Raw genomic sequence first — 24,842 nt, 5'->3', positions numbered from 1 at the left:
AACTATCCTATTTCTTTATACATTAAATCTAAACCTTCTCTAATGATTTTTTGATGTGGCTGTTTAGACACACAAATAAATTCTGTTAGAGCAAAATCTTCCGGCGCAACTTCGTACATTCCTAAAGCTTCCATTTCATCTAAATCCTGATATTTACAAGCTTTTAAGATTTGTAAAGGAAAAATATCTAACGGAAACACTTCTTCATAGCTACCTGTGGTAACAAATGCACGGTGCTCTCCATTTGTATTAGTGTTTAGGTCGAATTTTTTATTAGGCATTAACCAAGAAAAGGTTAAAGCTCTAGAGGTTGACACTTTATTAAAAATTGGCTTATTCCATCCGAAAAATTCGTAATCATCACCTTCTGGAATTACGGTAATCACATTACTGTAGTAATCTAAATTCCCATCAGGTTTTACTTGTTTTCCAGACAATACATTACCAGAAATAATACGGTCATTCCCATCCTGTTCCACTCCATTATCATAAACCATTGTAGACACCTCAGCACCGATTTTAGTTTTAAAATAACGAGGTTTTTTAACTGATGAACCTGCAAAAGCAATGATACGCTCTGCATTAAACTTACCAGTTAGTAATAACTCTCCAATAATTACTAAATCCTGAGGCGAAACTGTCCAAACAACTTCTCCTTTATTGATAGGATCTAATTTATTTATTTGAGTACCTACATTTCCTGAAGGATGCGGGCCAGAAACTTTGTGTAAAGTGATATCGCTTAAGTTAGCGAATGGAGAATTAGATTTTTTCCCTACACTTACATGTACTTTACCTGCAGTTAATTTTGCAAGAGCAGAAACAGCTGCCTGAAGCTCTGCTTCTTTACCTGCTAAAGTATAATCTAAATCTGCTGCTAAAGGTGCACTTGCGTAAGCCGATACAAAAATTGATTTTGGCTCTGAACTTGGCTTAGCAATTACGTCGTAAGGACGTTGTTTAACAAAAGCCCAAGCACCAGATTCCAATAAACGAGTTTTGATAGCTTCTGCATTTGCTGAAGCTTCTAACTTTCCAAAATCATGAAATTCTTGAGTTTTGTCAGCTTGAATTTTGATTGCCAAAACCTTACGCTTTTCACCACGTATAATTTCTACAACTTCTCCTGAAACCGGCGATGCAAATTTGATTGATTCGTTTGCTTTATCGAAAAATAAGGTTGAACCAGCTTTAACTTTTTCACCAACTTTAGCGACAAGCTTTGGTGTAACCAGATGAAAATCTTCAGGGCGAACAACATAAAAATTGCTTAAAATAGCAGTTTCTGTAGTTAGTTCTGCTTGCCCTACAAGCTTTATATCCAGTCCTTTAGAAATTTTAATGTCCTTTGACATATGAAATTTTAGTATTAATGGTTATACTGAATTTGATTATAAAAATCCGTGCGAATTTACGAACTAAATCGCTAAAAATTAGTATTACAAATAGGTATCTCCTTTATTTATAATTAATCTAAATAAAGAAATATACTAAGGCACAAATTTTGTTTATCTTTACTTTTCTAAACACATATCTATTAAAAAAATGTTTAAACAAATAACCTTTTTAGTTTTATTTCTTTTCGGTACCACGGTTTTTAGTCAGGTTGAAGAAGTTCAAGCTCCAAATTATATTAAGACCATAACCTTTAAAGGTAATACTCCAGAAAGCCAGCTTCCTGTTTTAAGTTTAGGAGATTTTGTGGTTTTAGAATTTGATGCATTAAATGGTAATGAAGAAGATTATTATTACCGAATTGAACATTACAATTACGACTGGACACCTTCGGTTTTAGCTAAAGCAGAATTTTTAAATGGTTTTGACAAACAGAGAATTCGAAATTATGAAAATTCATTAAATACCTATCAGATTTATTCGCATTACAAGCTTCAAATTCCAAACCAGTACACACAGGGATTAACAAAGTCAGGGAATTATATGATTTTTATTTATAATGATGAAGACACTGTTGTATTTTCCAGAAAATTTATGATTCATGAGAATGGTGCAAACGTAGGGCTTCAAATAAAAAGATCTCGAGACGTAAGTAAGATAGATACTAAACAAACGGTAGATATTGTAATTAACCCAATTAATATTCAGCTTAATAATCCAACCCAAACGGTTAAAACATTAATTGTGCAAAACAATAATTTGAACACCGCTATTTCTGGAATAAAACCACAATATATTTTAGGTAACGAATTAACTTATAGATATATAAAAGAAACAAGTTTTGATGCAGGAAATGAATTTTTCTATTTTGAAAATAAAGATGTTAGGGTCGCTATTAACGGTGTTCAATTTGTGGAATTGAATGATATATATGAAAATATTTTATTCACAAATATTCCTAGAAAAAATCAACGTTACACCTATAACCCAGATATTAACGGTAATTTTTTGATAACCGCTATAGATGTGGACAATATCAATATAGAAGCCGATTATGTGTTTGTACATTTCTCTTTAGCTATGGAGCAACTCCCTAAAGGAAAATCCTTACACGTTTATGGCAACTTTAATAATTATCAAATTACAGACGAAACTAAAATGAACTATTATAAAAATGAATTAATTTATTCTACACCTGTACTTTTAAAACAAGGTTTTTATAATTACAAGTATGTTGTTGTAGATGATAAAACCAAAAAAGTCGATGAAAATTTTGTTTGTGGAAATTTCTGGCAAACAGAGAATAGCTATAAAGTTTTAGTTTATTACAGAGATTTAGGAGCCCGATATGATCGCTTAATAGGTTTTGGAGAAACCAGCTCGGTAAATATTACAAATTAAACTTATAATTTAGTTAAAAATCAGCCAGTTAAAAGAGATAAAAAATATTTTTATTAAATTAGCTTAGCAAACGTGTTAAAAAAATGGTTGAACAAATTACAAGTGGTATAAAAATTTCTGTTGAAACGTTTTTTGAAGGTACATTTTACAAAAACTATAAAATAAATTTTGCATTTGGTTATCAAGTTACAATAACCAACCAAAGTAAGCATACTGTACAACTTAACGCAAGACATTGGACCATAATGGATGCGCTTAATGATACTATTGAAGTGGAAGGCGATGGTGTTATAGGCAAAAAACCTGTTTTAAATCCCGGAGATTCTCACACATATAATTCTGGCTGTTTATTAACTGGACCTATTGGCGCAATGCGTGGCTATTACAAAATGGTAAATTTAAATAGCACTAAAACTTTTAACGTTGCAATACCTACCTTTAAATTAAGTGCGCCATATGCACTTAATTAACATCTAATTTTTTCTTTATTTCTTTCCTACATAATTATTAAATTCCGAAGTATTTTCCATTTCTAGAATTGCTCATAAAAACGCCTGAAAACTATATACAGTAGTCTTAAAAGATTAAAGTGCTTTCAGAAAGAAAAGCCATCTTACCTTAACCTCAATTTTCAGAAAAAAATTGGTAACTTTGTCCATATTTATAAATAAAAAAACATAATATATTATGGGTAAAGGATTTTTTAATGTGCCAATTGCGGTAAATGAACCAGTAAAAAGTTATGCTCCAGGATCGCCAGAACGTAAAGCGGTACTAGAAGCATACGATACATACTTTAATAGCAAAACTGATGTACCAATGTACATTAATGGAAAAGATGTTACTACAGGAAACACCCGCACTATGTCACCTCCACATGACCATAAACATATTGTAGGAACCTATCATTTAGCAGAAAAAAAACACGTCGATGAAGCTATAGCAACCGCATTAGAAGCTCGTAAAAAATGGAGTCTAATGCCATGGGAACAGCGCGCAGGTATTTTCTTAAAAGCAGCAGAATTAGTTGCAGGTCCATACCGAGCAAAAATTAATGCAGCTACTATGATTGCTCAATCTAAAACAGTACACCAAGCAGAAATTGATTCGGCATGTGAGCTTGTTGACTTTTTACGTTTTAACGTACAGTATATGACCGATATTTATCATGACCAGCCAGAAAGTACTAGTGATGCTTGGAACCGATTAGAATATCGTCCTTTAGAAGGGTTTACTTACGCTGTGACACCATTTAATTTTACTGCTATTGCTGGAAATCTTCCTGCATGTATGGCTTTAATGGGTAACGTTGTAGTTTGGAAACCAAGTGACAGCCAGATCTTTTCAGCAAAAGTAATTATGGATATTTTTGAAGAAGCTGGAGTTCCTGCTGGTGTTATTAATGTTGTTTTTGGAGACCCAAAAATGATTACAGATACTGTTTTGGCAAGTCCGGATTTTTCTGGTTTACACTTTACAGGTTCAACTTATGTGTTTAAAGAACTATGGAAACAAATTGGAAACAATATTCATAATTATAAAACATACCCAAAAATAGTTGGAGAAACTGGAGGTAAAGATTTTATTGTAGCCCATAAAACCGCAGATGCTAAACAAGTAGCAACCGCTATTGTAAGAGGTGCTTTTGAATTTCAAGGTCAAAAATGTAGTGCAGCATCTCGTGCTTACATAGCTAAGGGGATTTGGGATGATGTGAAGAAGTTTGTAATTGAAGATTTAAAGTCGTTTAAACAAGGCTCCCCTGCAGATACTAATAATTTTGTTACTGCAGTTATTCATGAAGGTTCTTTCGACAAATTAGCTAAATATATAGATGAAGCAAAAGCAGACGCTAAAGTAGAAGTTATTGCTGGTGGAAATTATGATAAGAGCAAAGGTTACTTTATAGAGCCTACAGTTTTATTAACTACAGATCCTAAATATAAAACCATGAGCGAAGAGCTTTTTGGTCCCGTTATTACTATTTATGTGTATGAAGATGACAAATACTCTGAAACCTTAAAACTAGTAGACCAAACAAGTGATTACGCATTAACAGGAGCCATTATTTCTAAAGATCGCTATGCAATTACTGAAGCAACTGAAGCATTACAAAACTGCGCAGGTAACTTCTATATAAACGACAAGCCAACAGGAGCTGTTGTAGGACAACAACCTTTTGGAGGTGCTAGAGGTTCAGGAACTAATGATAAAGCTGGTAGCGCTTTAAATTTATTACGTTGGGTTTCACCAAGAATGATAAAAGAAACTTTTGTAACTCCTATAGATTACAGATATCCTTTTTTAGGAGAATAGTTTAAAATACACCTAAAATATATGATAAGCACCCTAATTAGTTAGGGTGCTTTTTTTTACAAAACAATTTAGAGTACAAAAGCCATCCTTATTTCTTAAAAATAAAAAAGTCTGCACAAAAGATGTACAGACTTTTAAAGATGTGGGGAGAGCAGGATTCGAACCTGCGAAGACGTAGTCAGCAGATTTACAGTCTGCCCTCGTTGGCCGCTTGAGTATCTCCCCAAAAGCGAATGCAAATATATTATATGTAATTTAAAAAGCAAGAAAAAACGCCTCAAAATTTGAGACGTTTTCCTTAATTTTTACTTTGTAGTATTTTAAAGCGAGTAAATAACCCTAAAAGTTACAAAACGTGGCTGTATAAAATACTCTGTAGAACTTACGAATAATGCGTTATTAGATGTGTTGTTCTGAGATTTGGTATTTAATAGGTTGGTTGCTTTAACTTCATATTCCCATTTACTATCCTGATCCTTTCTATAGGCTAATGAAGCATTCCAAAAGTCAAACGTGTTTATTGAAGTTTCACTATTTCTAAAATCATTATATGTGTAATCTGTTTTAAATGTAAATGACTTCAATATTAGTGCGTCAAATTCAACTGAAGGTGCATGAGTGTAAAACTTTGAACGTGTACTACCTTGGTCATTATCATTAATGGTATAATTATAACTTACATTAAAATTTGGTGCTTCTCTAAAGTTAGATCTTAAACCAACTCTATAATTTTGCGTATAATTTTCATTAACTGTTCTCCGAGTGTTGATAAACTGATTAAACTTAGAATAATTAAATGTTCCATTTGCGCTTGCTCTTAACTTACCAAATGCTCTTTCAAAACGACCAAAAGCTGTTACAGTCTCATCAGCAAAGTTTGAATTAAATGGAGCTCCAATACTTACAACACTACCTGGTTCAAATAAAGATTGATTCCTAATATTATCAATACTCTTGTTGTAGTTTATGTTTGCCGTAACATTAGTATAGTTAAACATGTTAAAGCTAAAGTATGTTAGATTTAGATTGTGAGACAACGAATTTTCTAACTCAGGATTTCCTGCATTTAAAGAATTATAATTGTTTAAAACTAAACCTCTTGCTAGTTGAGAAACATCTGTAAAATTGGTTTGTGTTCTATAATTAAAAATTAACTGTTCACTATTTTTTAACTGCAATCTCATATTAAAATCTGGCAAAACTCTTGTGAAAGTTTGTTTATACTCTTCATTAAACTGAGTGTTTGTTGCAGCGTATGCATGTGCAGAAAACCCAGGTGTAAATGTAAATTTTCCGGTTTTTAGTCGGTAATGAAACCCTAAATAAACATCACTAAACAAATAATTTACATCGTTAAAATCCAATCCATCGTTAATACTAGGTGTACTATTATTTGTCTCTCCACTATCCAAATTTTGAAATAAATTACTATTAAAGTCTTGTACACTTTGAATAGTTCCTAGTGTAAAATTAATATCACTTTTTTTATTTAAAATATTCCAATAATCTACCTTTACATCGAGTTGATTTGATTTAACTTCTTTTTCCTGAGCTATATCGTAACCATTTTGATTAGGATCGAAACCCAAAGCTGTTCCTGTGTTGGCATAAGTCGCATTTTGTTCTATAAATGCGTTGTAAAAAGGATCCTCTTTCGATAACAAATGCTGTCCTTCAAAAGCAAATATGTTTTTTTCATTTAAAGTATAGTAATAGTTTAAACTTTGCTTAATGCTATAGGGATTATTACTTTCTATTTGATCTAAATCACCAATAACAGAAGATGCAAAATTTTGGTTTTGAGTCTCATTAGATAATTTGCCTATAATATCGTAATCTAACTGATTGCTCGCGTTTGGCTTATATTTAGCACTTAACTTAACCATACCCAAATCGCTTTTTTGCTCAGTTAAACTCTGCGTCTGCTCATTTGGAATCCCTAAATTATCATCTGTATAAATTTTAGAACTATTTTCTTGTAAATCAATTCGGCTACTTGAAAAAATAACAAAGCCTCCTAAATCTAAAGTTTTTTTAGGTGCGTAACTAAAATTTAAAGCTCCGAATTTATTATTAATATCCTTCGCTCTATTATTTTGCAACTGAAGAAAACCTAAATCATTTCCACCTAAATTAATATTAGTACCACTTTTTGTACTAGGTTGCTGGAAGCCGCCTGAAAAATTGAAAAAATCTCTTCTTGAAAAGGCAGTTTCTCCAATATTATTTAAATCGCCAATAAAATTGATACTATATGTTGGACTGTAATAAAAAAGTTTTGGTTGCGCTAAGTACAAATCCTGATTTGTGGCCACACCTGCTCCTGCTGTAACAGTACCAAACCAAAAATTCTTTTTACCTTCTTTAAGCTTAATGTTAATTGCAATATTATCTTGATTATTTGTAACACCGCCCAATTGTCCTACTTCAGAATAATTTTTAAGAACCTGCACCTTATCGACAGCATCTGCAGGAATATTTTTTGTTGCAAGCTTTGAGTCTCCATCAAAAAAATCTTTGCCTTCAACCATAACTTTACCTACCTTTTTTCCTTCAACTTCAATTTCACCATCATCGTTAACCTCTACGCCTGGCAACTTTTTAAGGACATCCTCAAGTTTTCGCTCTGTACCGCTTTTAAAAGAATCTGCATTATAGATTAAGGTATCACCACTTATAGTGACTGGCATTTCATAGGTAAGCTCTACTTCATTTAAAGCACTATCTTCAAAAAGTGAAAAATCCTTAACTAGACTGTTCTCTTGAGTAGAAATTTCTTCAGTTTTGGTTTTCATCCCAATATAACTTACTTGAACATTATAGGTTGAATTGGCTTCTAAACTTAATTTGAATTTACCTTTATCGTTAGTTATGGCGTAAGCATCCATTTTGTTTGTGGCTTTGTTAATAGCCACAATATTAGCGAGCTCCAGAGGTTGACCAATACTGTCCTTAATGACACCTGTAAAGCTCACTTGAGCAACACTAATTGTAGTTACAAATAGCGTTGCTAAAAAAAATATATATTTCATTTGGTTGAATTTAATATAACTAGTAAAGATTATCTACGTCCACCGCCTCTTCCGCCACGACCACCGTAAATTTCTCTCATTTCTTCCATTTTCTTTTTAACGATATCTGCGTATTCTTGCTTTGTAACCTTAGTTCCTTTTTTAGGTTTTTCTATTTCAGTCTTCTCTGAAGGATTTAAAGTTATAGAAGTACATAAAATGGTTGTTCTACCAGAGTTTACTTCTAAAATTAACCCAGGTAATCCAGCATACTCACTTGGACCATTGTTAATTGGGACTTGCAAAGTATACCAAGCTGTAACTTCTACTTCTTTTGGCATTTCTATACCTTCCATAAAAGCCGATGTTGCGGTTTTAGTGGTGTCTTTTGCTTTTTCGGTTTGTTCTTTTTCTTCGTTCTTCTTCTCATCTCCTCTTTTTCTTCTCATGTTTGAAAAATCAAATTCATCCACAGGCTTCATTGCAGTCGCCTTAAAACACGTATATTGCCCAATTTGTTTCGTCTCTCCAGTCATTTCCCATTTTAACTGCGGAATAGAATCTGAAATTAAAAATTGTTTTCCGAAGAATTCTTGCTCTTGCAGAATAACATTATCCTTCACGTTTTTATATTGATCTCCAGCTGAAAAACTTCCCATCATGGCACCAAAACCACCTGAACCCGGAGCGTCTAATTGCTCTTCTTCCTTAAAGATTGATTCTGTTTTATTAAATGTTAATATGTAGGTTTTTTCTAAAAATGATTTCATGCGATCCATTATCATTTTTTTACGTTCTGGAGACATTTCTTTTCCGCCCCACTGGTCCAGATCAACCGTTGTTTTAGAAACGTATGTAGCTTTACCTGTAAACTCCTTTTGAGCTATACCATTTTGAGTTATTAAAGTAATAACTAGTAATAAGATGATTTTTAAACTTTTTTTCATTGTCATTATATATTGCTTACACTTTTTAGACTACCTTTAGACTGTTTTGTTAACTCTACACCTGTTAAGATTTTGTTAAAATAATTTACTTGCCTCAAGAGTTAACACCAAAATTAATTTAAATAGGAACTATCATATTAAAAGTATAAAATGAAAACTAATCTTATTTTAATACTCCTTTTATTTATTTCCACGAGTTATTCCCAGGTAACTGCGGACTTAATTGAAGTGATTTCAACACCTAGAGACTCTATGGTGAGTATAGATAATTTTGACTATTCCTACTATTTAAACGATAAATCTTTAAAAAAACAGAATCCTTATACGACTTTCAATTATAGCAACTTGTCTTTAGGACCTGTAGAAAGTATTAACACATTTAACCCTTTAAAAACATTTATTTTTTATAAAGACACTAATGCTTTGGTAGTTTTAGATAATAGATTGTCCGAAATTTCGATTACAAATTTTAACACATTGCCAGATTTTAAAATGGTATCCTTAATTACACCGACACAAAAAAACTTTGTATGGTTATTTAATCAAATTACATTAAAGTTAGAACAATTTAATTACCTCACTAAGGAAACGACTTTTTCTACAAATCCTATTACTAAAAAAATACTAGATATTACTAGCGATTATAATTATATATGGTTACTTACTGAAGATAATTTAACTTGTTATAATTATAGAGGAATAGTTGAGTATAGTTTTAAAAATGAAGGTTTTGAGGAAATTGCATCATTTAATGAACATCTTATTTTAAGAAAGAAGGAAATGCTAATATTTTACAATAAAAGCACTAAAACATTTGAGTCTATACCTCTCGAACATCAACTGATAAATTCTTTTTTTGTATCGCAACAAAACCTTTATATTTACGAGCTAAATAAAATTTACAAATACAAATTAAACTTTTAAATATGCACGTTGCTATAGCAGGAAACATTGGAGCAGGAAAAACAACACTTACTAAATTATTAGCAAAGCATTTTAATTGGGAAGCACAACTTGAAGATGTTGTTGACAATCCGTATTTGGATGATTTTTACAACCAAATGGAGCGCTGGAGTTTTAACCTGCAAGTCTACTTTTTAAATAGTCGTTTTAGACAGGTAGCACAAATAAAAGAAAGCGGTAAAGACATTATACAAGATAGAACTATTTACGAGGATGCTCATATTTTTGCACCAAACTTACATGCAATGGGCTTAATGACCAATAGAGATTTTGAAAATTATAAGTCTTTATTTGACCTAATGGAGAGTTTTGTAGATGGGCCCGATTTACTTATATATTTACGTAGTAGCATTTCAAACTTGGTTGCCCAAATACACAAGCGTGGCAGAGATTATGAAAACTCTATAAGTATTGATTATTTAAGCCGATTAAATGAACGCTATGAAGCATTTATACAAGGGTACACAAAAGGAAAGTTGTTAATTATTGATGTAGATAATTTAGATTTTGTAGCTAAACCTGAAGATTTAGGGAGCATTATTAACCGTATTGATGCTGAAATAAACGGACTTTTTTAATTTAGACTATAAAACCAGATTTTTTTGCATGTGCCTTAGCTTCATTACTGTCTTTTACTAAGAGAATAGGAACTTCGTTATAACTATCGGCTAGTGTTTTAACTCGTATCATTTTCTTTTTATGCTTTACACTTCTTAAATAAATAGCTAATATTCTTTTAGGAAATGCTTTTGCAATTTCAATATAAATGTCAATATCCTTTTCACCACTATCTCCAATAAGTATAAATGGTAAATCGGGATAAGTTTTTAGAAGATTAACAATTTCTTTTTGTTTCTGAGGTTTATCTTTTAAACGTTTTCTATTTAAAAAATCGCTAAAACTCCTTAGTAAAATAGGTCCTTTTGGAAAATTATTTTGTTTCAAGAAAAACTCAAGATACCTGTATAAATTCCATGGACTGTGACTTACATAAAAAATAGGATTAGCATTATCTCCAGTAATTCCTTGATGTAATAAATGATAAAATTCTGCAGCACCTTCTAGAGGCAAACGACGCTTAACATTTTTAAATACTGTATTGTATATAACACGCCATTTTAAGGTTGAAACAACTCCTGTATGCAAAATGGTATCATCAATATCACTAGCCACACCAAATACCGCTTTTTTAGACGGTATAAGCATCTCTCCTGGAAATCGATTTTGGTTCTGTATAGTGCGGTTGATATTAACATCATCATAAGATAATTCAAATTGCAACCAACCTTCCTCATTAGTTAAAGATTTTAAATCTTCTAAACTGGTATCAAACTTATAGTAACCATTATTATCTGTTACAGCCTTTAATATTTTATTATTTGGGAGTTTTAAATTTAATTTGGTGTTTTTAATTTCATCAGTTTCAAAGGTTTTATAGGTATTAATAACCATTGAAAAAATATTCTTTCTCATTAAATCAATAGACTCGTCTTCTAGAGCGCGACCTCTTGCAAAAAAATGCGAATTTGAGCCGTAACTATGGAAAGCAATAATTTGTAAAGGATCTTTAGAGAACCAACCCATGAAACTTTTTTAGAGATTTAATGAAACATTAAAATTAATAAAAAAACCATACAACTGTATGGTTTTTTTTGAATAAGACTTAAAACAATGTTTTATTATTCGCTTTTATCTTTAATTTTTATTTTAACGCCTTCTACATCTTTAAGTTGATCTCTAACCTCTTCTTCTGTTCCGGTAAAAGTTTTATTTTCTGTAGTGGTTTTTCCGTTTAACGTTTTAGTGATAGTCACTTCTGCTGTAACCTGATCATTTTCCTCATTTTTAATCATTTCAACAGAGGTTTGAGTACTGTTTTCTAAATTTAAAGTTTCAGCATCTATAATCTTTATGGTTTCGCCTTCTTTTAAAATGGTACGCTCTCCATTTTCATCAATAAATATATTGACTTCTCGATCTTCTATAACGGTTTCACTATGGTTACCCAAGATAGGAGCGATAACTAAACCTATTAAACACGTTAATTTAATTAAGATATTCATGGAAGGACCAGAAGTGTCTTTAAATGGATCTCCAACAGTATCTCCAGTTACAGCAGCTTTATGAGCATCACTACCTTTATAAGTCATTTCACCATTAATCATTACTCCTGCTTCAAAAGATTTTTTGGCATTATCCCAAGCGCCTCCTGCGTTATTTTGAAATATTGCCCATAACACACCACTTACGGTAACACCTGCCATGTACCCACCAAGCATTTCAGCAATAGCCAAATGACTCATTCCAAATAGTAATGGTATAAAGGCAATTGCAAGTGGGAAACCAATAGTTAACAAACCTGGCAACATCATTTCCTTCAAAGAGGCTTCAGTAGAAATAGCAACGCACTTATCATATTCTGGTTTACCAGTACCTTCCATAATTCCTGGAATAGACTTAAACTGTCTTCTCACTTCATAAACCATTTCCATAGCTGCTTTTCCTACAGCATTCATGGCTAATGCAGAAAAAACCACTGGTATCATACCTCCAACAAACAACATAGCTAATACAGGTGCTTTAAAAATATTTATCCCATCAATACCTGTAAATGTCACATAAGCTGCAAAAAGAGCTAATGAGGTTAATGCTGCAGAAGCTATAGCAAAACCTTTTCCTGTGGCTGCTGTAGTGTTTCCTACCGAGTCTAAAATATCAGTGCGTTCTCTAACTATTGGATCTTGCTCACTCATCTCTGCAATACCACCAGCATTATCACTAATAGGACCAAATGCATCAATTGCTAATTGCATAGCAGTTGTTGCCATCATTGCAGATGCTGCTAGTGCCACACCATAAAATCCTGCCAATGCATAAGATGCCCAAATTGCTCCAGCAAATAATAATATTGAAGGAAACGTAGAAATCATTCCTGTTGCTAAACCTGCTATAATATTAGTTCCTGCACCCGTACTCGATTTTTGAACAATAGCTAAAATTGGCTTTTTACCTAAACCTGTATAATATTCTGTAATAGAAGAAATAACTCCGCCTACAAAAAGACCTACTAAGGTAGCATAGAATACGCGCATTGATGAAATTTCAATATAGCCTTCACCAAAAAATTTCATACGCATGGTTTCTGGCAACATATACATACAAAGTCCATAACAAGATATTGCTACTAATATTATAGAAGTCCAGTTACCTAGATTTAAAGCTCCCATAACCTGAGCTTCTTTAGCTTCATTTGATTTAATTTTAACTAATAGCGTACCTATAATTGAAATTATAATTCCAACACCAGCAATAGACATTGGCAGTAAAATTGGACCGATACCACTAAAACCAAATTCAGTGATATTTCCACCCATATCCCTTATCACATAATTTCCTAAAACCATAGCTGCAAGAACAGTCGCTACGTAACTCCCAAACAAATCGGCTCCCATACCTGCCACATCACCAACATTATCTCCAACGTTATCTGCAATAGTTGCCGGGTTTCTTGGGTCGTCTTCTGGAATCCCCGCTTCAACCTTACCTACTAAATCTGCACCTACATCAGCCGCTTTAGTATAAATACCTCCACCAACTCTCGCGAAAAGCGCAATACTCTCTGCTCCTAAAGAAAAACCAGCTAAAGTTTCTAAAACAATAGTCATTGCTTGTGTAGACGTCCATTGACTATCCATAAAAAAAGCATAAAAAAGCAAGAAAAAACCTGTTAGTCCTAGAACAGCAAGTCCTGCCACTCCTAAACCCATTACCGTACCTCCACCAAAAGAAATATTTAATGCTTTAGGCAAACTTGTTTTAGCTGCTTGAGTTGTTCTAACATTCGTTTTTGTTGCTATTTTCATCCCAATATTTCCAGCAAATGCAGAGAATATAGCTCCAAAAATAAACGCCACTACTATTAACCAATGAGTAGTGTCTATAAAATACGCAACGATTGCAAGTAAAGCACTTACAATTACAACAAAAATGGCCAATAATTTATATTCGGCTTTTAGAAACGCTAGAGCACCTTCATAAATATAATCTGAAATTTCTTTCATTTTGCCATCTCCAGCATCTTGTTTTAATACCCAAGTTTTTTTAACTAGCATATATAATAAGCCAATAACTGCCATAAGAATTGGCATGTAGATCATTAATGATTCCATAAATTTTATTTTTGATTAGTATTAGATTCTTCTAATGTACTAAATTCAAAAATACTTATAAAATATTTTTAAAATCATATTATAGAAATACAACTATTGAGAATATAATAATTAAGACTTCTGAAAAAGATAAAAAAAAAGCCTTTCAAAACTTGAAAGGCTTAAATATTAAATAAAGAAACAATTATATCTTAAAGTCTCCTTTTGCTTTATGCTCACTAGATTCGTAACGTTCCACACATTTTTGAACGATATCGTAAGCTTCTTTTGCGTCTCCCCAACTTCCGATGTCCACTTTTTTCTTCTCTAAATCTTTATAAACCTGAAAGAAGTGTGTTATTTCATCTAATCTGTGTGGATTAATGTCTGATATATCGTTTTTCTTACTCCAAATAGGGTCTGAAACAGGTACACATACAATTTTTTCATCAGGACCTTTTTCATCAGCCATGTGAAACACTCCAATTGGCTTAATTTCAACTACGCACATTGGAAACGTTGGTTCATGACCTAAAACTAAAACATCTAATGGATCTCCATCTAAAGCCAGAGTTTCTGGTATAAAACCATAATCTCCAGGATACATCATTGAAGAAAAAAGCATACGATCGAAACGTATTTTCTTTAATTCAAAATCATATTCATATTTATTACGACTTCCTTTTGGAATTTCTACCAAAGCATCAAAACTTACTTTACCTGCTGGACTCATTTACTCTATTTTATAAATTTTTAAGTCTGCAAAAGTAGTAAATCTAAATATGTTTAAAAAATGAATACCTATAAATTTAATTGAAACTATTTTAATAAAGCATTAAAACTTTATTTACCGCCATTAGCTTGTAAATCGGCAATACACTGCGCATCTAATTGAGGAATATTTCCTCCACTTACCATACCCATAATTCCAGAACCTGTTTCTGCTTGCCAAAACATTAAACAAGTATCTACATCACAATGTTTAGGATGCGCTTGGTCTTCGTGTTGCGATTGTAAAGGACTTCCTAGATCTGTTAATCCAAATATATGACCAAATTCGTGCTGTATTACGGTAGATTCTATATCACTTCTTTCTGGCTCAAACGCACTATCACTTAACCCATGAATAGTCTCTTCAAATATTACAAATGAAGTATTTTTATATGCTGTACCTAAAACAACGCTATTTCCCGAATTACCTGAAGATGCTCCATCAGAAAAATAGGCCCAAACGGCAATTTGATTTTCTGTACTAAATGCAGTTCTATTTGCATTTTCTATATCTATAATTTGCTGAATAGTATAGGTCGATAGGTTTGGTGAAGGAATAGACCTTTGCTGTACCGTAATTCCATTAGGCTTAAATGTTCTATTATTCAAGAATGTCACAAAATTATTGACAGCAGTTGTTGTAGGTTGAAAGCCTTCCACATAGACAATTTCAACGACCATACTTGTAAATTTATCTGCTGAAAGCAGTCCATTTGCTGAAGCACCCACAGAAAGGTTGTTTGAGGTGGATGTACTGTTTGTAGAACTGTTCGAGTTAGAGTTAGTTGCTGAACTTGAGTCATCGTCCTTAGAGCAGGACGTACTAAAGATAATAAAAAAACTAAGTAGTAATAAATTTTTCATTGTATAAAAGAATTTATTAAACTTACACAACATCATTAAAAAACTATGATAAGGTCTTGTTAATTTTTTGACTTTCGTGTTTAGAAATAAAATCCAAATGCTCCAGTTACTCCAAATTTTCTAGCATCGGGATTATCTAAGTAATTACCTCTAAAATTAAAATCTATTCTAAAAACCTTAAAAATATTCGCGATTCCAAAACTGTATTCATAATACGCTTCTTTATTAGGAGCATTATAAGGCAATCCTGATGCATTTATTGCTCTGTTTTCATCAGAAATATCACCTACAACTCCTCTAAATCCAACAATCTCTCTCCAGTTTAGCTTCTTTAGAAAAGGAATTCTTGAAAAAATACGCCCGTTAAAATTATGCTCTAAATGTAGCGTAAGATACTCGTCGGTTACAAATTCATAAAAATCCAGATTAGAAAAGGTATTATAAATAGAAAAATAAGTCTGATTTCCAGGAACAATACTCATTAAGCCTAACGGAATTTGACCAAAAGTTTTCCCCGCTTCTATAGACGAAGTTAAACGTCCTAGTCCTCCTACAGCCCAAGGTTGTGTATAAGAAAATTGGTATTTAGTATAATTAAAATCACTTCCTAAAAACCCTTCATCGCCTTTTGTAACTTGCGCAAATAAGGTTGCAAAATCGTCATTTTTAGTTTTGCGCTCTACACCAAATCCAGTCATTTCACGTTTTGGAAAATAAGTGAGCGATAATGTCGTTTCAAATTGTTGTATTTCGCCCTCTATAGTTCCATCCGGTTTAAAATAGTCTAAACTAAAGGTTTTAGATGCAGACTCTAAGGTTCTGTATGTACCACTTAAACGCGTAATAAAATTTCGTGCAGGTTCTAATTCTAACGCTAAAGTTGATAGATTGATATTGGTTAGTTTATCGTTTGCTCCTGTACCAATGACGGACGAAGATGCTAAACTACGACCTAGAACGTCTGTACTTGTTGTTAAACTTGCACCAATTTGTTCAACATCACGCCTGTTACCACCAGAAATAATTAATCGGGATTTCTTATCTAAAAGCCACTTTCCAGAAATACCGTATTTAAACTTATTGTCTCTAAACCCATAAGCCGTAAATCCTTCTAAACGCCATAAATCGTTTTGACCAAAATAGGTACGTCCTCCTGCTCTAAGTCGGACTCCTTCAACTTCATTAAATCCAAATGTAGAAAATATAGGTCCGTAATCTAAATTTAGCTCATCAAACTCTATATAACCAGAAGCCAAGATGCTACCAATATTATATAAACGTTTAAATTTTTTTGTTTTTTTTAGAGAATCCAGCATCACATAAACACCTTTTTCATCTTTACTTAGCTGCTCCAGACGTTTTTTATTCCAAAACTCGTCATCTTGATTATAAAGATCTTCATCGAAACTGTATACTTTTTTAGAGTAAAAATCCTTTTCCTTTTTGATATCAAATTGATAATTATCGTATAGCGTTGTTCGTTTTCCGTAAATACCTTTAGACTCCTCTTTTTTATTGAAAGCAAAATCCGACATAAAATAATCACGTTTAATAAGAAATACAGAATCATTTAAAACATCAAATTCTTGCTCGATATAAATTTCTTTAACCCAATTTATATTAGCACTTTTAGACGCTTGCATATTAATTTTTTTAATAGCAAACGTGGTGTCTGCCACCCAAAAATCACCTTTAAAGGTTAACTCATTTTTTCGACGTGGATAATATATAATGTTATAACACCACTTATTATCAATAAACGTACTATCTGCTAATACATAGTTATAGGTGTTTATACCTGTTCTTGATAATGGACTGGTAAAACTTTTATCGAAAAATTTTAAATAGTTTTCATAAATGTCATATTCACTATATAAATCATCTATAAAATCTATTATGGTTTGATTATTACTAAATCCAGAATTCTTATTCCCACGCAAGATTTCTCTTTTTTCATTAAGAATATTATCTCCATAAACCTCACTTGCTGCTTCATTAATAAACATTGGCAAATAGGTTTTACCTGTTACTTTTGAGGTGTCAACTTGGTCAAAAACAAATTCCATACCTCTAAACAGCTTACTTTTTATAGTAGCACTGTCAATAGTATTTAAATCGAATTCTACTTTTTCGTATTTATCGTATTGATATTGTTTGTATTTATTTAAACCATTAGTTCGTTTATTGGCCCATATTTTTCTTAAAATATCTATCGCTGGATTATTTTTTTTGGACTGTTTCCCAGTAACAATAACTACCTCATTTAAAGCTGCAACTTCTTCTTTTAAAATTATTTTTAAATCGTAATTAGCCCCTTTTTTTAAAGGAACTTCTTTAGTTTCATAACTTACAAAAGAAACAATAAGCGTTTCCCAAGTTTGGTCGTCCTCCATATAAAACTTACCATTCTCATTGGTAATAACTCCTTTTGTAGAGTTTTTAAATATGACATTTGCAAATGGAACAGGCTCGTTCATTTCGTCTAAGACATAACCACTAACTTTGGTTTGTGCCATAAGAAACGAACTGCAAAAAAGAATTAATAATACAAAATAGGTTTTCATAGCTATGGGTTAGGCAAAAAAAAGCTTCATTAACTACAAGTTAATGAAGCTTATATGCTTACGAAAATAATAAATTATTTTTTATACATTACTTTTTTAACAGCCTTAATCACACTTTCATGATTAGGTAACCACTCCGCTAATAATACTGGCGAATATGGTGCTGGGGTGTCTGCTGTATTAATTTTAACAACAGGAGCATCTAGATAATCAAATGCTTCAGACTGTACTATATAGGTTAGCTCTGTTGACACATTTCCAAATGGCCAAGCTTCTTCAAGAACTACTAAACGATTCGTTTTTTTAACAGACTCTAAAACTGTCTTCTTATCTAATGGCCTTACTGTTCTTAAGTCGATAATTTCACAAGAGATACCATCTTTCTCTAGTTCTTCAGCAGCCTTGTAAGCTTCTTTAATAATTTTACCAAAGGATACAATAGTTACATCGGTACCTTCGCGCTTAATTTCGGCAACACCTAAAGGAATTGTATATTCACCTTCTGGCACTTCACCTTTATCTCCATACATTTGCTCACTTTCCATAAAAATTACTGGATCGTCATCGCGTATTGCCGACTTTAATAAGCCTTTAGCATCGTAAGGATTTGATGGTACTACAACTTTTAAACCAGGTGTGTTTGCAAACCAGTTCTCAAAAGCCTGAGAGTGTGTTGCTGCTAATTGACCCGCAGAAGCGGTTGGGCCACGAAAAACAATAGGACATTTAAACTGACCGCCAGACATTTGTCTAATTTTAGCGGCATTATTAATAATTTGATCAATTCCAACTAACGAGAAATTAAAAGTCATATACTCTACTATTGGACGGTTTCCTGTCATAGTAGAACCAATTGCTATACCAGCAAAACCTAACTCAGCAATTGGTGTATCGATAACACGTTTTGCTCCAAACTCATCAAGCATACCTTTAGACGCTTTATAAGCACCATTATATTCAGCAACCTCTTCCCCCATTAAATAAATGCTCTCATCTCTGCGCATTTCTTCACTCATGGCTTCACAAATGGCTTCTCTAAATTGAATTGTCTTCATAAATCAAATATTGTGACGCGAAAATAAGGATAAATCAAAAAATATAAGTTAAACTTTTATTTAAAATTTATTATGCATGCATAGGAAATTAATTGAAAATGTTTTATTTTCGTAATCTCGTAATTATTTCAGCATTAATTTTGTAATCCTACAAAAATAACGGAATTTTACGCGTGAGAACAGATAATTTATTAAAAGTTAACCTATGAAAATTTTAGTATGTATTAGTCACGTACCAGATACGACTTCAAAAATTAATTTTACAGAAAACGACACCAAGTTTGACACTAATGGTGTGCAATATGTTATTAATCCTAATGATGAGTTTGGTTTAACACGCGCTATGTGGTTTAAAGAAAAACAAGGTGCAAGCGTAGATGTCGTAAATGTTGGAGGAAAAGAAACAGAACCTACATTAAGAAAAGCATTAGCTATTGGAGCAGATAATGCTATTAGGGTAGATGTTGAAGCAAAAGACGGTTTCCAAGTTGCTAAGGAATTAGCAAAAGTTGTTAAAGATGGTGGCTATGATTTAGTGATTGCTGGTCGTGAATCTATAGACTATAATGGCGGTATGGTTCCAGGGATGTTAGCAGAATTAACAGATGCTAATTTTGTAACCAATTGTATTTCTTTAGAAATAGATGGTTCAAACGCTAAGGCAGTTAGAGAGATAGACGGCGGAAAAGAGACTGTTTCTACTAGTTTACCATTGGTTATAGCAGGTCAAAAAGGTTTAGTGGAAGAAAACGATTTACGTATTCCAAACATGAGAGGGATTATGACTGCAAGGACGAAACCTTTAAATGTTGTTGAAGCAGCATCTGCTGAAACAGAAACCAGCTCCTTAAGTTTTGAAAAACCAGCACCAAAAGGCGCAGTAAAACTTGTGGATGCAGATAATTTAGACGAGTTAGTTAACTTACTTCATAACGAAGCTAAAGTAATTTAGTCACATCTTAAATAATTCCGAACTTGTTTCGGAACCTTAGGAAATTTAAGAAAAGTTTAATGAGATCCTGAAACAAGTTCAGGATGACAAAAAATTATAAAGATGTCAGTTTTAGTATATACAGAATCAGAAAACGGAAAATTTAAAAAAACAGCTTTTGAAGCAGCGTCTTACGCTAAAGCAGTAGCTGAACAAATGGGAACAACAGTGACCGCTATCGCAATAAACTCTAATGATGTTTCCGCATTAGGAACTTATGGTGTAGATAAAGTACTAAATGTTTCTAACGCAAACCTAAAACCTTTCAACGCAAAATCTTATGCATCAGCTATTAAACAAGCTGCCGAAAAGGAGGGTTCTAAAGTTGTGGTTTTAAGCCAAACTGCAGACAGTAAGTATTTGGCTCCAATCTTAGCCGTAAATTTAGATGCAGGTTACGCTTCTAATGTTGTAGAAACACCAAGTAACACTTCTCCATTTACAGTTAAAAGAACAGCATTTACTAATAAAGCTTTCAATAATACAGCTATAAATACTGAAGTTAAAATAGTTGGTTTATCTAATAATTCATTTGGTTTAAAAGAGGTGTCTGCAAGTGCAACTTCAGAGGATTTTTCACCTTCAATCCCAAATAACGGTGTTACTGTAGAATCTGTAGATAAAGCAACAGACAAAGTTTCTATTGCAGATGCAGAAATTGTTGTGTCGGCCGGAAGAGGATTAAAAGGTCCTGAAAATTGGGGTATGGTTGAAGAATTAGCAGAAGTTTTAGGTGCAGCAACTGCATGTTCAAAACCTGTAAGTGATTTAGGCTGGAGACCTCATGGAGAACATGTAGGACAAACAGGTAAGCCGGTTGCTTCCAACTTATATATTGCTATTGGTATATCTGGTGCAATTCAACATTTAGCTGGTATTAATGCATCAAAAGTAAAAGTAGTTATTAATACAGATCCTGAAGCACCTTTCTTTAAAGCTGCAGATTACGGTGTGATTGGAGATGCTTTTGAGGTAGTCCCACAATTAATTGAAAAATTAAAAGAATTTAAAGCGGCAAACGCTTAAATTTATTTTAAGTTCTATATCAAAGAACTGTTTAAATTTTATTATTTTACAATTCTGAAAACTTTCAGTTTGGTAAAGTCCTAATTTAAACAGTTCTTTGTCTTTTAATATATTATGAGTTTAGTTAGATTAAACATAAAAGGCATTTCATACAGCCAAACTCAAAATGGTGCGTATGCATTAATACTTAGTGAGGTAGATGGCGAAAGAAAACTACCTATTGTTATTGGAGCTTTTGAAGCGCAAAGTATTGCTATTGCTCTAGAAAAAGAAATTCGACCACCAAGACCACTCACCCACGATTTATTTAAAAGCTTCTCCGACAGGTTTGACATTGTTGTTAAACAAGTTATAATCCATAAACTTGTTGATGGTGTTTTTTATTCAAGTTTAATTTGCGAACGCGATAAAATTGAAGAAATTATAGACGCCAGAACCAGTGATGCTATTGCTTTAGCCCTACGATTTAACTCTCCTATTTTCACTTATAAAAACATACTAGATAAAGCCGGGATTTATTTAAAAGGAGAACAAATTAAAAATGATAATCCATTAGATATTGAAGACGACCCTATTTTAAGTGAAGTACTTTTAGTTGATGACGAGGACAATGAACCTAAAGACCACTTAAAATCTAAATCTTTAGAAGAACTAAACCTTTTATTAGATGAGGCTGTTAACAATGAAGATTACGAAAAAGCGGCTCAAATAAGAGACGAGATTTCAAAAAGATAATACGCTATGAAAATCCATTTGCTCTTTTTAGCCCTTTTCTGTTTATGTGCACACCAACTTACTGCACAAGAATTAGAACAAAAATGGGTCTCTAACAATACGTCTCAGGATATCAATGCTATTGATTTTTCAGACAACACTTTTACTTTAACCAAAAACGACTCAGTGATTGGTAGCGGTGATTATATGTTTCAAAACAATTTAATTATTGCTTACTTTACTCAACCTAAGGATACGATAAGACGTTTTAAAATCTCAAGTTTAACAGATACTACTCTTGTTTTAACTGAAAATTCTAAAACTTTTAAGTTCCTTCCAACTATTGAGAAAGAAACAATTATTCCTGAAAGTCAAATTGTCCCTATCATTCCTAGTCAGGGTTTTACTTTTAGTAGTCTATGGCGCGGTGCTTTAGGTATGTTTGCTTTAGTTTTTATCGCGTTTCTGTTTAGTAATAACAGACGCGCCATTAATTGGAAAACCGTTGGTATCGGACTTGCCTTTCAGTTGTTAATAGCTGTTGGTGTGTTAAAAATTGGTTTTGTAAAAACTATTTTTGAAAAAATTGGTGGTTTATTTATAAGTGTATTAGACTTTACTAGAGCCGGAAGCAAGTTTTTATTTGAAGGCTTAGTAGTAGATATGGACACCTTTGGTTTTATTTTTGCTTTTCAGGTATTACCAACAATTATCTTTTTCTCTGCACTAACTTCGGTTTTATTCTATTTAGGATTAATTCAAAAATTAGTGAAGTTAATGGCTATGCTATTAACAAAACTCCTTAAAATTTCTGGAGCTGAAAGTTTAAGTGTTGCCGGAAATATCTTTTTAGGTCAAACTGAAGCACCTTTACTTATAAAAGCCTATTTAGAAAAAATGACCAAGTCTGAAATTTTATTGGTTATGATAGGTGGCATGGCTACTGTAGCCGGAGCTGTTTTAGCAGCATATATTGGGTTTTTAGGTGGTGAAGATGAAGCACTAAAATTATTTTATGCCAAACATTTATTAGCAGCATCTGTTATGGCTGCTCCCGGTGCTATTGTAATTTCTAAAATATTATATCCACAAACCGAAAAAATTAATACTGAAGTTGAAGTTTCTAAAGAAAAAATTGGAAGTAACATATTAGATGCTATCGCTAACGGAACCACAGAAGGTTTAAGATTAGCTGTTAATGTAGGTGCTATGCTATTAGTTTTTGTAGCTTTTATTGCTATGGCTAATGGAATTTTAGGTGGAATAGCTGCTTTTGATGGATTAACAGTTGAAAGTCTAAATATTAACTGGAAGTTTACGTCTTTAAATACTGTTATTGCCAACAATACGCCTTATGATGGACTGTCTCTAGAATTTATTTTAGGTTATGCATTCGCACCACTAATGTGGCTTATTGGAGTAGCCAAAGAAGATATGGCGCTTATGGGACAATTACTTGGTATAAAATTAGCTGCCAGCGAGTTTATAGGTTACATACAATTAGCCGAACTTAAAGATGTGGCGAATGCTACACATCTTAAATTTGAAAAATCCATTATCATGGCCACTTATATGCTATGTGGTTTTGCTAATTTTGCCTCTATAGGAATTCAAATTGGAGGCATTGGCTCATTAGCACCAGGACAACGTAAAACATTATCTAAATTTGGTATTAAAGCTTTAATTGGTGGAACTATAGCATCATTAATCTCTGCAACTATTGCAGGTATGATTATTGGTTAAAGAAGTTAATAACTTTATAATATCTCTAAGGGTAAAACAATAGCGTTTTACCCTTATTTTTTATTTTTACATTCAATTACTGTTATATATTTTATGAAACAATATCACGACTTAGTAAAACATGTTTTAGAGCATGGAAATGAAAAAGGAGATCGTACAGGAACAGGCACCAAAAGTGTATTTGGATACCAAATGCGTTTCGATTTAAGTGAAGGTTTTCCTATGGTGACTACTAAAAAACTTCATTTAAAATCTATTATATATGAATTGTTATGGTTTCTAAAAGGTGATACTAATATTAATTATTTAACTGAAAATGGTGTAAGAATCTGGAATGAATGGGCAGATGAAAATGGCGATTTAGGCCCTGTGTATGGACACCAATGGAGAAACTGGAACAGTGATGATATTGATCAGATTAAAGAAATTGTTACTACTTTAAAAAACAATCCTAACAGTCGAAGAATGCTGGTTTCAGCATGGAACCCTTCCGTTTTACCAGATACTTCAAAATCTTTTGATGAAAACGTAGCAAATGGTAAAGCCGCATTACCACCATGTCATGCCTTTTTTCAATTTTATGTGGCTAATGGAAAATTAAGTTGTCAATTATACCAAAGAAGTGCCGATATTTTTCTTGGAGTTCCTTTTAATATTGCTAGTTACGCATTGTTCACCATGATGATGGCTCAAGTTTGTGGGTACGAGGCTGGAGAATTTATACATACGTTTGGAGATGCACATATCTATAACAATCATATAGAACAATTAGAACTGCAATTGTCCCGCGACTGCAGACCTTTACCTAAAATGATATTAAATCCAAATATAACAGATATTTTTGATTTTAAATTTGAGGATTTTACCTTAACCGATTATAACCCACATCCACATATTAAAGGTAAAGTGGCTATTTAAAAATAAAACCTTTAA

At 32.6% G+C, this 24,842-nt stretch carries 19 protein-coding genes and 1 tRNA gene; 10 read left to right on the top strand and 10 right to left on the bottom strand.

The features are described from left to right. Positions 1 to 2: 2 nt before the first annotated feature. Entirely contained in the window at positions 3 to 1,355 is a 1,353-nt protein-coding gene (locus C7H52_RS00400) for a Na(+)-translocating NADH-quinone reductase subunit A (RefSeq protein WP_106461903.1), read from the bottom strand. A gap of 190 nt (positions 1,356 to 1,545) precedes the next feature. Between C7H52_RS00400 and C7H52_RS00395 the strand changes: the two genes are divergently transcribed. The 3 genes from C7H52_RS00395 to pruA all read left to right on the top strand — a co-directional run bounded on the left by C7H52_RS00395 (position 1,546) and on the right by pruA (position 5,112). Beyond that, complete coding sequence (locus C7H52_RS00395) at positions 1,546 to 2,796, top strand: type IX secretion system plug protein (RefSeq protein ID WP_106461902.1); 1,251 nt, start codon at positions 1,546 to 1,548, stop codon at positions 2,794 to 2,796. 83 nt (positions 2,797 to 2,879) lie between these two features. Further along, positions 2,880 to 3,266, top strand: coding sequence for a Co2+/Mg2+ efflux protein ApaG (gene apaG, locus C7H52_RS00390; protein WP_106461901.1), 387 nt, complete (start codon positions 2,880 to 2,882; stop codon positions 3,264 to 3,266). Positions 3,267 to 3,483: 217 nt separating this feature from the next. Then, positions 3,484 to 5,112 (top strand): L-glutamate gamma-semialdehyde dehydrogenase, encoded by a 1,629-nt coding sequence (gene pruA, locus C7H52_RS00385; RefSeq protein ID WP_106461900.1) that lies wholly within the window; start codon positions 3,484 to 3,486, stop codon positions 5,110 to 5,112. A 143-nt stretch (positions 5,113 to 5,255) separates the two neighbouring features. Here the strand turns inward: pruA and C7H52_RS00380 are convergent. The 3 genes from C7H52_RS00380 to C7H52_RS00370 all read right to left on the bottom strand — a co-directional run bounded on the left by C7H52_RS00380 (position 5,256) and on the right by C7H52_RS00370 (position 9,070). Then, positions 5,256 to 5,337, bottom strand: a tRNA-Tyr gene (locus C7H52_RS00380). A gap of 95 nt (positions 5,338 to 5,432) precedes the next feature. After that, positions 5,433 to 8,144: a TonB-dependent receptor gene (locus C7H52_RS00375; protein ID WP_106461899.1), complete on the bottom strand. Its 2,712-nt coding sequence runs from the start codon at positions 8,142 to 8,144 to the stop codon at positions 5,433 to 5,435. A 29-nt stretch (positions 8,145 to 8,173) separates the two neighbouring features. After that, the gene (locus C7H52_RS00370; RefSeq protein WP_106461898.1) at positions 8,174 to 9,070 is read right to left on the bottom strand and encodes a GLPGLI family protein; all 897 of its coding nucleotides are present in this window, start codon (positions 9,068 to 9,070) and stop codon (positions 8,174 to 8,176) included. Between the two features lie 150 nt (positions 9,071 to 9,220). On the opposite strand from C7H52_RS00370, the gene C7H52_RS00365 reads away from it, so the two are divergent. Both C7H52_RS00365 and C7H52_RS00360 read left to right on the top strand, forming a co-directional pair. Further along, positions 9,221 to 9,994, top strand: coding sequence for a hypothetical protein (locus C7H52_RS00365; RefSeq protein ID WP_106461897.1), 774 nt, complete (start codon positions 9,221 to 9,223; stop codon positions 9,992 to 9,994). A 2-nt stretch (positions 9,995 to 9,996) separates the two neighbouring features. Then, complete coding sequence (locus C7H52_RS00360) at positions 9,997 to 10,611, top strand: deoxynucleoside kinase (RefSeq protein WP_106461896.1); 615 nt, start codon at positions 9,997 to 9,999, stop codon at positions 10,609 to 10,611. A gap of 1 nt (position 10,612) precedes the next feature. Here C7H52_RS00360 and C7H52_RS00355 read toward each other — a convergent pair whose 3' ends face one another. From C7H52_RS00355 to C7H52_RS00330, 6 genes are all read right to left on the bottom strand, one after another. After that, on the bottom strand, positions 10,613 to 11,617 hold the full coding sequence (locus tag C7H52_RS00355) for an App1 family protein (RefSeq protein WP_106461895.1): 1,005 nt from the start codon (positions 11,615 to 11,617) through the stop codon (positions 10,613 to 10,615). 95 nt (positions 11,618 to 11,712) lie between these two features. Beyond that, on the bottom strand, positions 11,713 to 14,202 hold the full coding sequence (locus C7H52_RS00350) for a sodium-translocating pyrophosphatase (protein ID WP_106461894.1): 2,490 nt from the start codon (positions 14,200 to 14,202) through the stop codon (positions 11,713 to 11,715). Between the two features lie 184 nt (positions 14,203 to 14,386). Further along, entirely contained in the window at positions 14,387 to 14,914 is a 528-nt protein-coding gene (locus C7H52_RS00345) for an inorganic diphosphatase (protein ID WP_106461893.1), read from the bottom strand. Between the two features lie 110 nt (positions 14,915 to 15,024). Beyond that, positions 15,025 to 15,816 (bottom strand): membrane metalloprotease, encoded by a 792-nt coding sequence (locus C7H52_RS00340; protein WP_106461892.1) that lies wholly within the window; start codon positions 15,814 to 15,816, stop codon positions 15,025 to 15,027. A gap of 80 nt (positions 15,817 to 15,896) precedes the next feature. Beyond that, complete coding sequence (locus C7H52_RS00335) at positions 15,897 to 18,380, bottom strand: DUF5686 and carboxypeptidase-like regulatory domain-containing protein (protein ID WP_106461891.1); 2,484 nt, start codon at positions 18,378 to 18,380, stop codon at positions 15,897 to 15,899. A 74-nt stretch (positions 18,381 to 18,454) separates the two neighbouring features. Further along, positions 18,455 to 19,435, bottom strand: coding sequence for a pyruvate dehydrogenase complex E1 component subunit beta (locus tag C7H52_RS00330; RefSeq protein WP_106461890.1), 981 nt, complete (start codon positions 19,433 to 19,435; stop codon positions 18,455 to 18,457). A gap of 205 nt (positions 19,436 to 19,640) precedes the next feature. Here C7H52_RS00330 and C7H52_RS00325 point away from each other — a divergent pair, with 205 nt between their 5' ends. The 5 genes from C7H52_RS00325 to C7H52_RS00305 all read left to right on the top strand — a co-directional run bounded on the left by C7H52_RS00325 (position 19,641) and on the right by C7H52_RS00305 (position 24,827). After that, on the top strand, positions 19,641 to 20,387 hold the full coding sequence (locus C7H52_RS00325) for an electron transfer flavoprotein subunit beta/FixA family protein (RefSeq protein ID WP_106461889.1): 747 nt from the start codon (positions 19,641 to 19,643) through the stop codon (positions 20,385 to 20,387). 102 nt (positions 20,388 to 20,489) lie between these two features. Beyond that, complete coding sequence (locus tag C7H52_RS00320; RefSeq protein ID WP_106461888.1) at positions 20,490 to 21,452, top strand: electron transfer flavoprotein subunit alpha/FixB family protein; 963 nt, start codon at positions 20,490 to 20,492, stop codon at positions 21,450 to 21,452. Between the two features lie 114 nt (positions 21,453 to 21,566). Next, positions 21,567 to 22,187, top strand: a complete 621-nt coding sequence (locus C7H52_RS00315; protein WP_106461887.1) for a bifunctional nuclease family protein — start codon at positions 21,567 to 21,569, stop codon at positions 22,185 to 22,187. A gap of 6 nt (positions 22,188 to 22,193) precedes the next feature. After that, a complete protein-coding gene (locus C7H52_RS00310; protein ID WP_106461886.1) occupies positions 22,194 to 23,909 on the top strand; it encodes a NupC/NupG family nucleoside CNT transporter in 1,716 nt (571 codons plus the stop codon). Positions 23,910 to 24,002: 93 nt separating this feature from the next. Then, entirely contained in the window at positions 24,003 to 24,827 is an 825-nt protein-coding gene (locus C7H52_RS00305; protein ID WP_106461885.1) for a thymidylate synthase, read from the top strand. The last annotated feature ends 15 nt before the right edge of the window (positions 24,828 to 24,842 follow it).

This window comes from Aurantibacter aestuarii (assembly GCF_003008425.1).
Lineage (GTDB): Bacteria > Bacteroidota > Bacteroidia > Flavobacteriales > Flavobacteriaceae > Aurantibacter > Aurantibacter aestuarii.
Note: the sequence above shows the minus strand (reverse complement) of the source record. Positions and strands in the feature narration are given on the sequence as shown.

What these genes read in the sequence shown, in the direction of transcription:
- C7H52_RS00395 (WP_106461902.1), top strand. Translation starts at nt 1,546, where the DNA reads ATGTTTAAACAAATAACCTTTTTAGTTTTATTTCTTTTCGGTACCACG.
- C7H52_RS00335 (WP_106461891.1), bottom strand. Translation starts at nt 18,380, where the DNA reads ATGAAAACCTATTTTGTATTATTAATTCTTTTTTGCAGTTCGTTTCTT.
- C7H52_RS00370 (WP_106461898.1), bottom strand. Translation starts at nt 9,070, where the DNA reads ATGAAAAAAAGTTTAAAAATCATCTTATTACTAGTTATTACTTTAATA.
- apaG (WP_106461901.1), top strand. Translation starts at nt 2,880, where the DNA reads ATGGTTGAACAAATTACAAGTGGTATAAAAATTTCTGTTGAAACGTTT.
- C7H52_RS00375 (WP_106461899.1), bottom strand. Translation starts at nt 8,144, where the DNA reads ATGAAATATATATTTTTTTTAGCAACGCTATTTGTAACTACAATTAGT.
- C7H52_RS00400 (WP_106461903.1), bottom strand. Translation starts at nt 1,355, where the DNA reads ATGTCAAAGGACATTAAAATTTCTAAAGGACTGGATATAAAGCTTGTA.
- C7H52_RS00310 (WP_106461886.1), top strand. Translation starts at nt 22,194, where the DNA reads ATGAAAATCCATTTGCTCTTTTTAGCCCTTTTCTGTTTATGTGCACAC.
- C7H52_RS00330 (WP_106461890.1), bottom strand. Translation starts at nt 19,435, where the DNA reads ATGAAGACAATTCAATTTAGAGAAGCCATTTGTGAAGCCATGAGTGAA.
- C7H52_RS00325 (WP_106461889.1), top strand. Translation starts at nt 19,641, where the DNA reads ATGAAAATTTTAGTATGTATTAGTCACGTACCAGATACGACTTCAAAA.
- C7H52_RS00355 (WP_106461895.1), bottom strand. Translation starts at nt 11,617, where the DNA reads ATGGGTTGGTTCTCTAAAGATCCTTTACAAATTATTGCTTTCCATAGT.
- C7H52_RS00320 (WP_106461888.1), top strand. Translation starts at nt 20,490, where the DNA reads ATGTCAGTTTTAGTATATACAGAATCAGAAAACGGAAAATTTAAAAAA.
- C7H52_RS00365 (WP_106461897.1), top strand. Translation starts at nt 9,221, where the DNA reads ATGAAAACTAATCTTATTTTAATACTCCTTTTATTTATTTCCACGAGT.
- C7H52_RS00340 (WP_106461892.1), bottom strand. Translation starts at nt 15,816, where the DNA reads ATGAAAAATTTATTACTACTTAGTTTTTTTATTATCTTTAGTACGTCC.
- pruA (WP_106461900.1), top strand. Translation starts at nt 3,484, where the DNA reads ATGGGTAAAGGATTTTTTAATGTGCCAATTGCGGTAAATGAACCAGTA.
- C7H52_RS00315 (WP_106461887.1), top strand. Translation starts at nt 21,567, where the DNA reads ATGAGTTTAGTTAGATTAAACATAAAAGGCATTTCATACAGCCAAACT.
- C7H52_RS00350 (WP_106461894.1), bottom strand. Translation starts at nt 14,202, where the DNA reads ATGGAATCATTAATGATCTACATGCCAATTCTTATGGCAGTTATTGGC.
- C7H52_RS00360 (WP_106461896.1), top strand. Translation starts at nt 9,997, where the DNA reads ATGCACGTTGCTATAGCAGGAAACATTGGAGCAGGAAAAACAACACTT.
- C7H52_RS00305 (WP_106461885.1), top strand. Translation starts at nt 24,003, where the DNA reads ATGAAACAATATCACGACTTAGTAAAACATGTTTTAGAGCATGGAAAT.
- C7H52_RS00345 (WP_106461893.1), bottom strand. Translation starts at nt 14,914, where the DNA reads ATGAGTCCAGCAGGTAAAGTAAGTTTTGATGCTTTGGTAGAAATTCCA.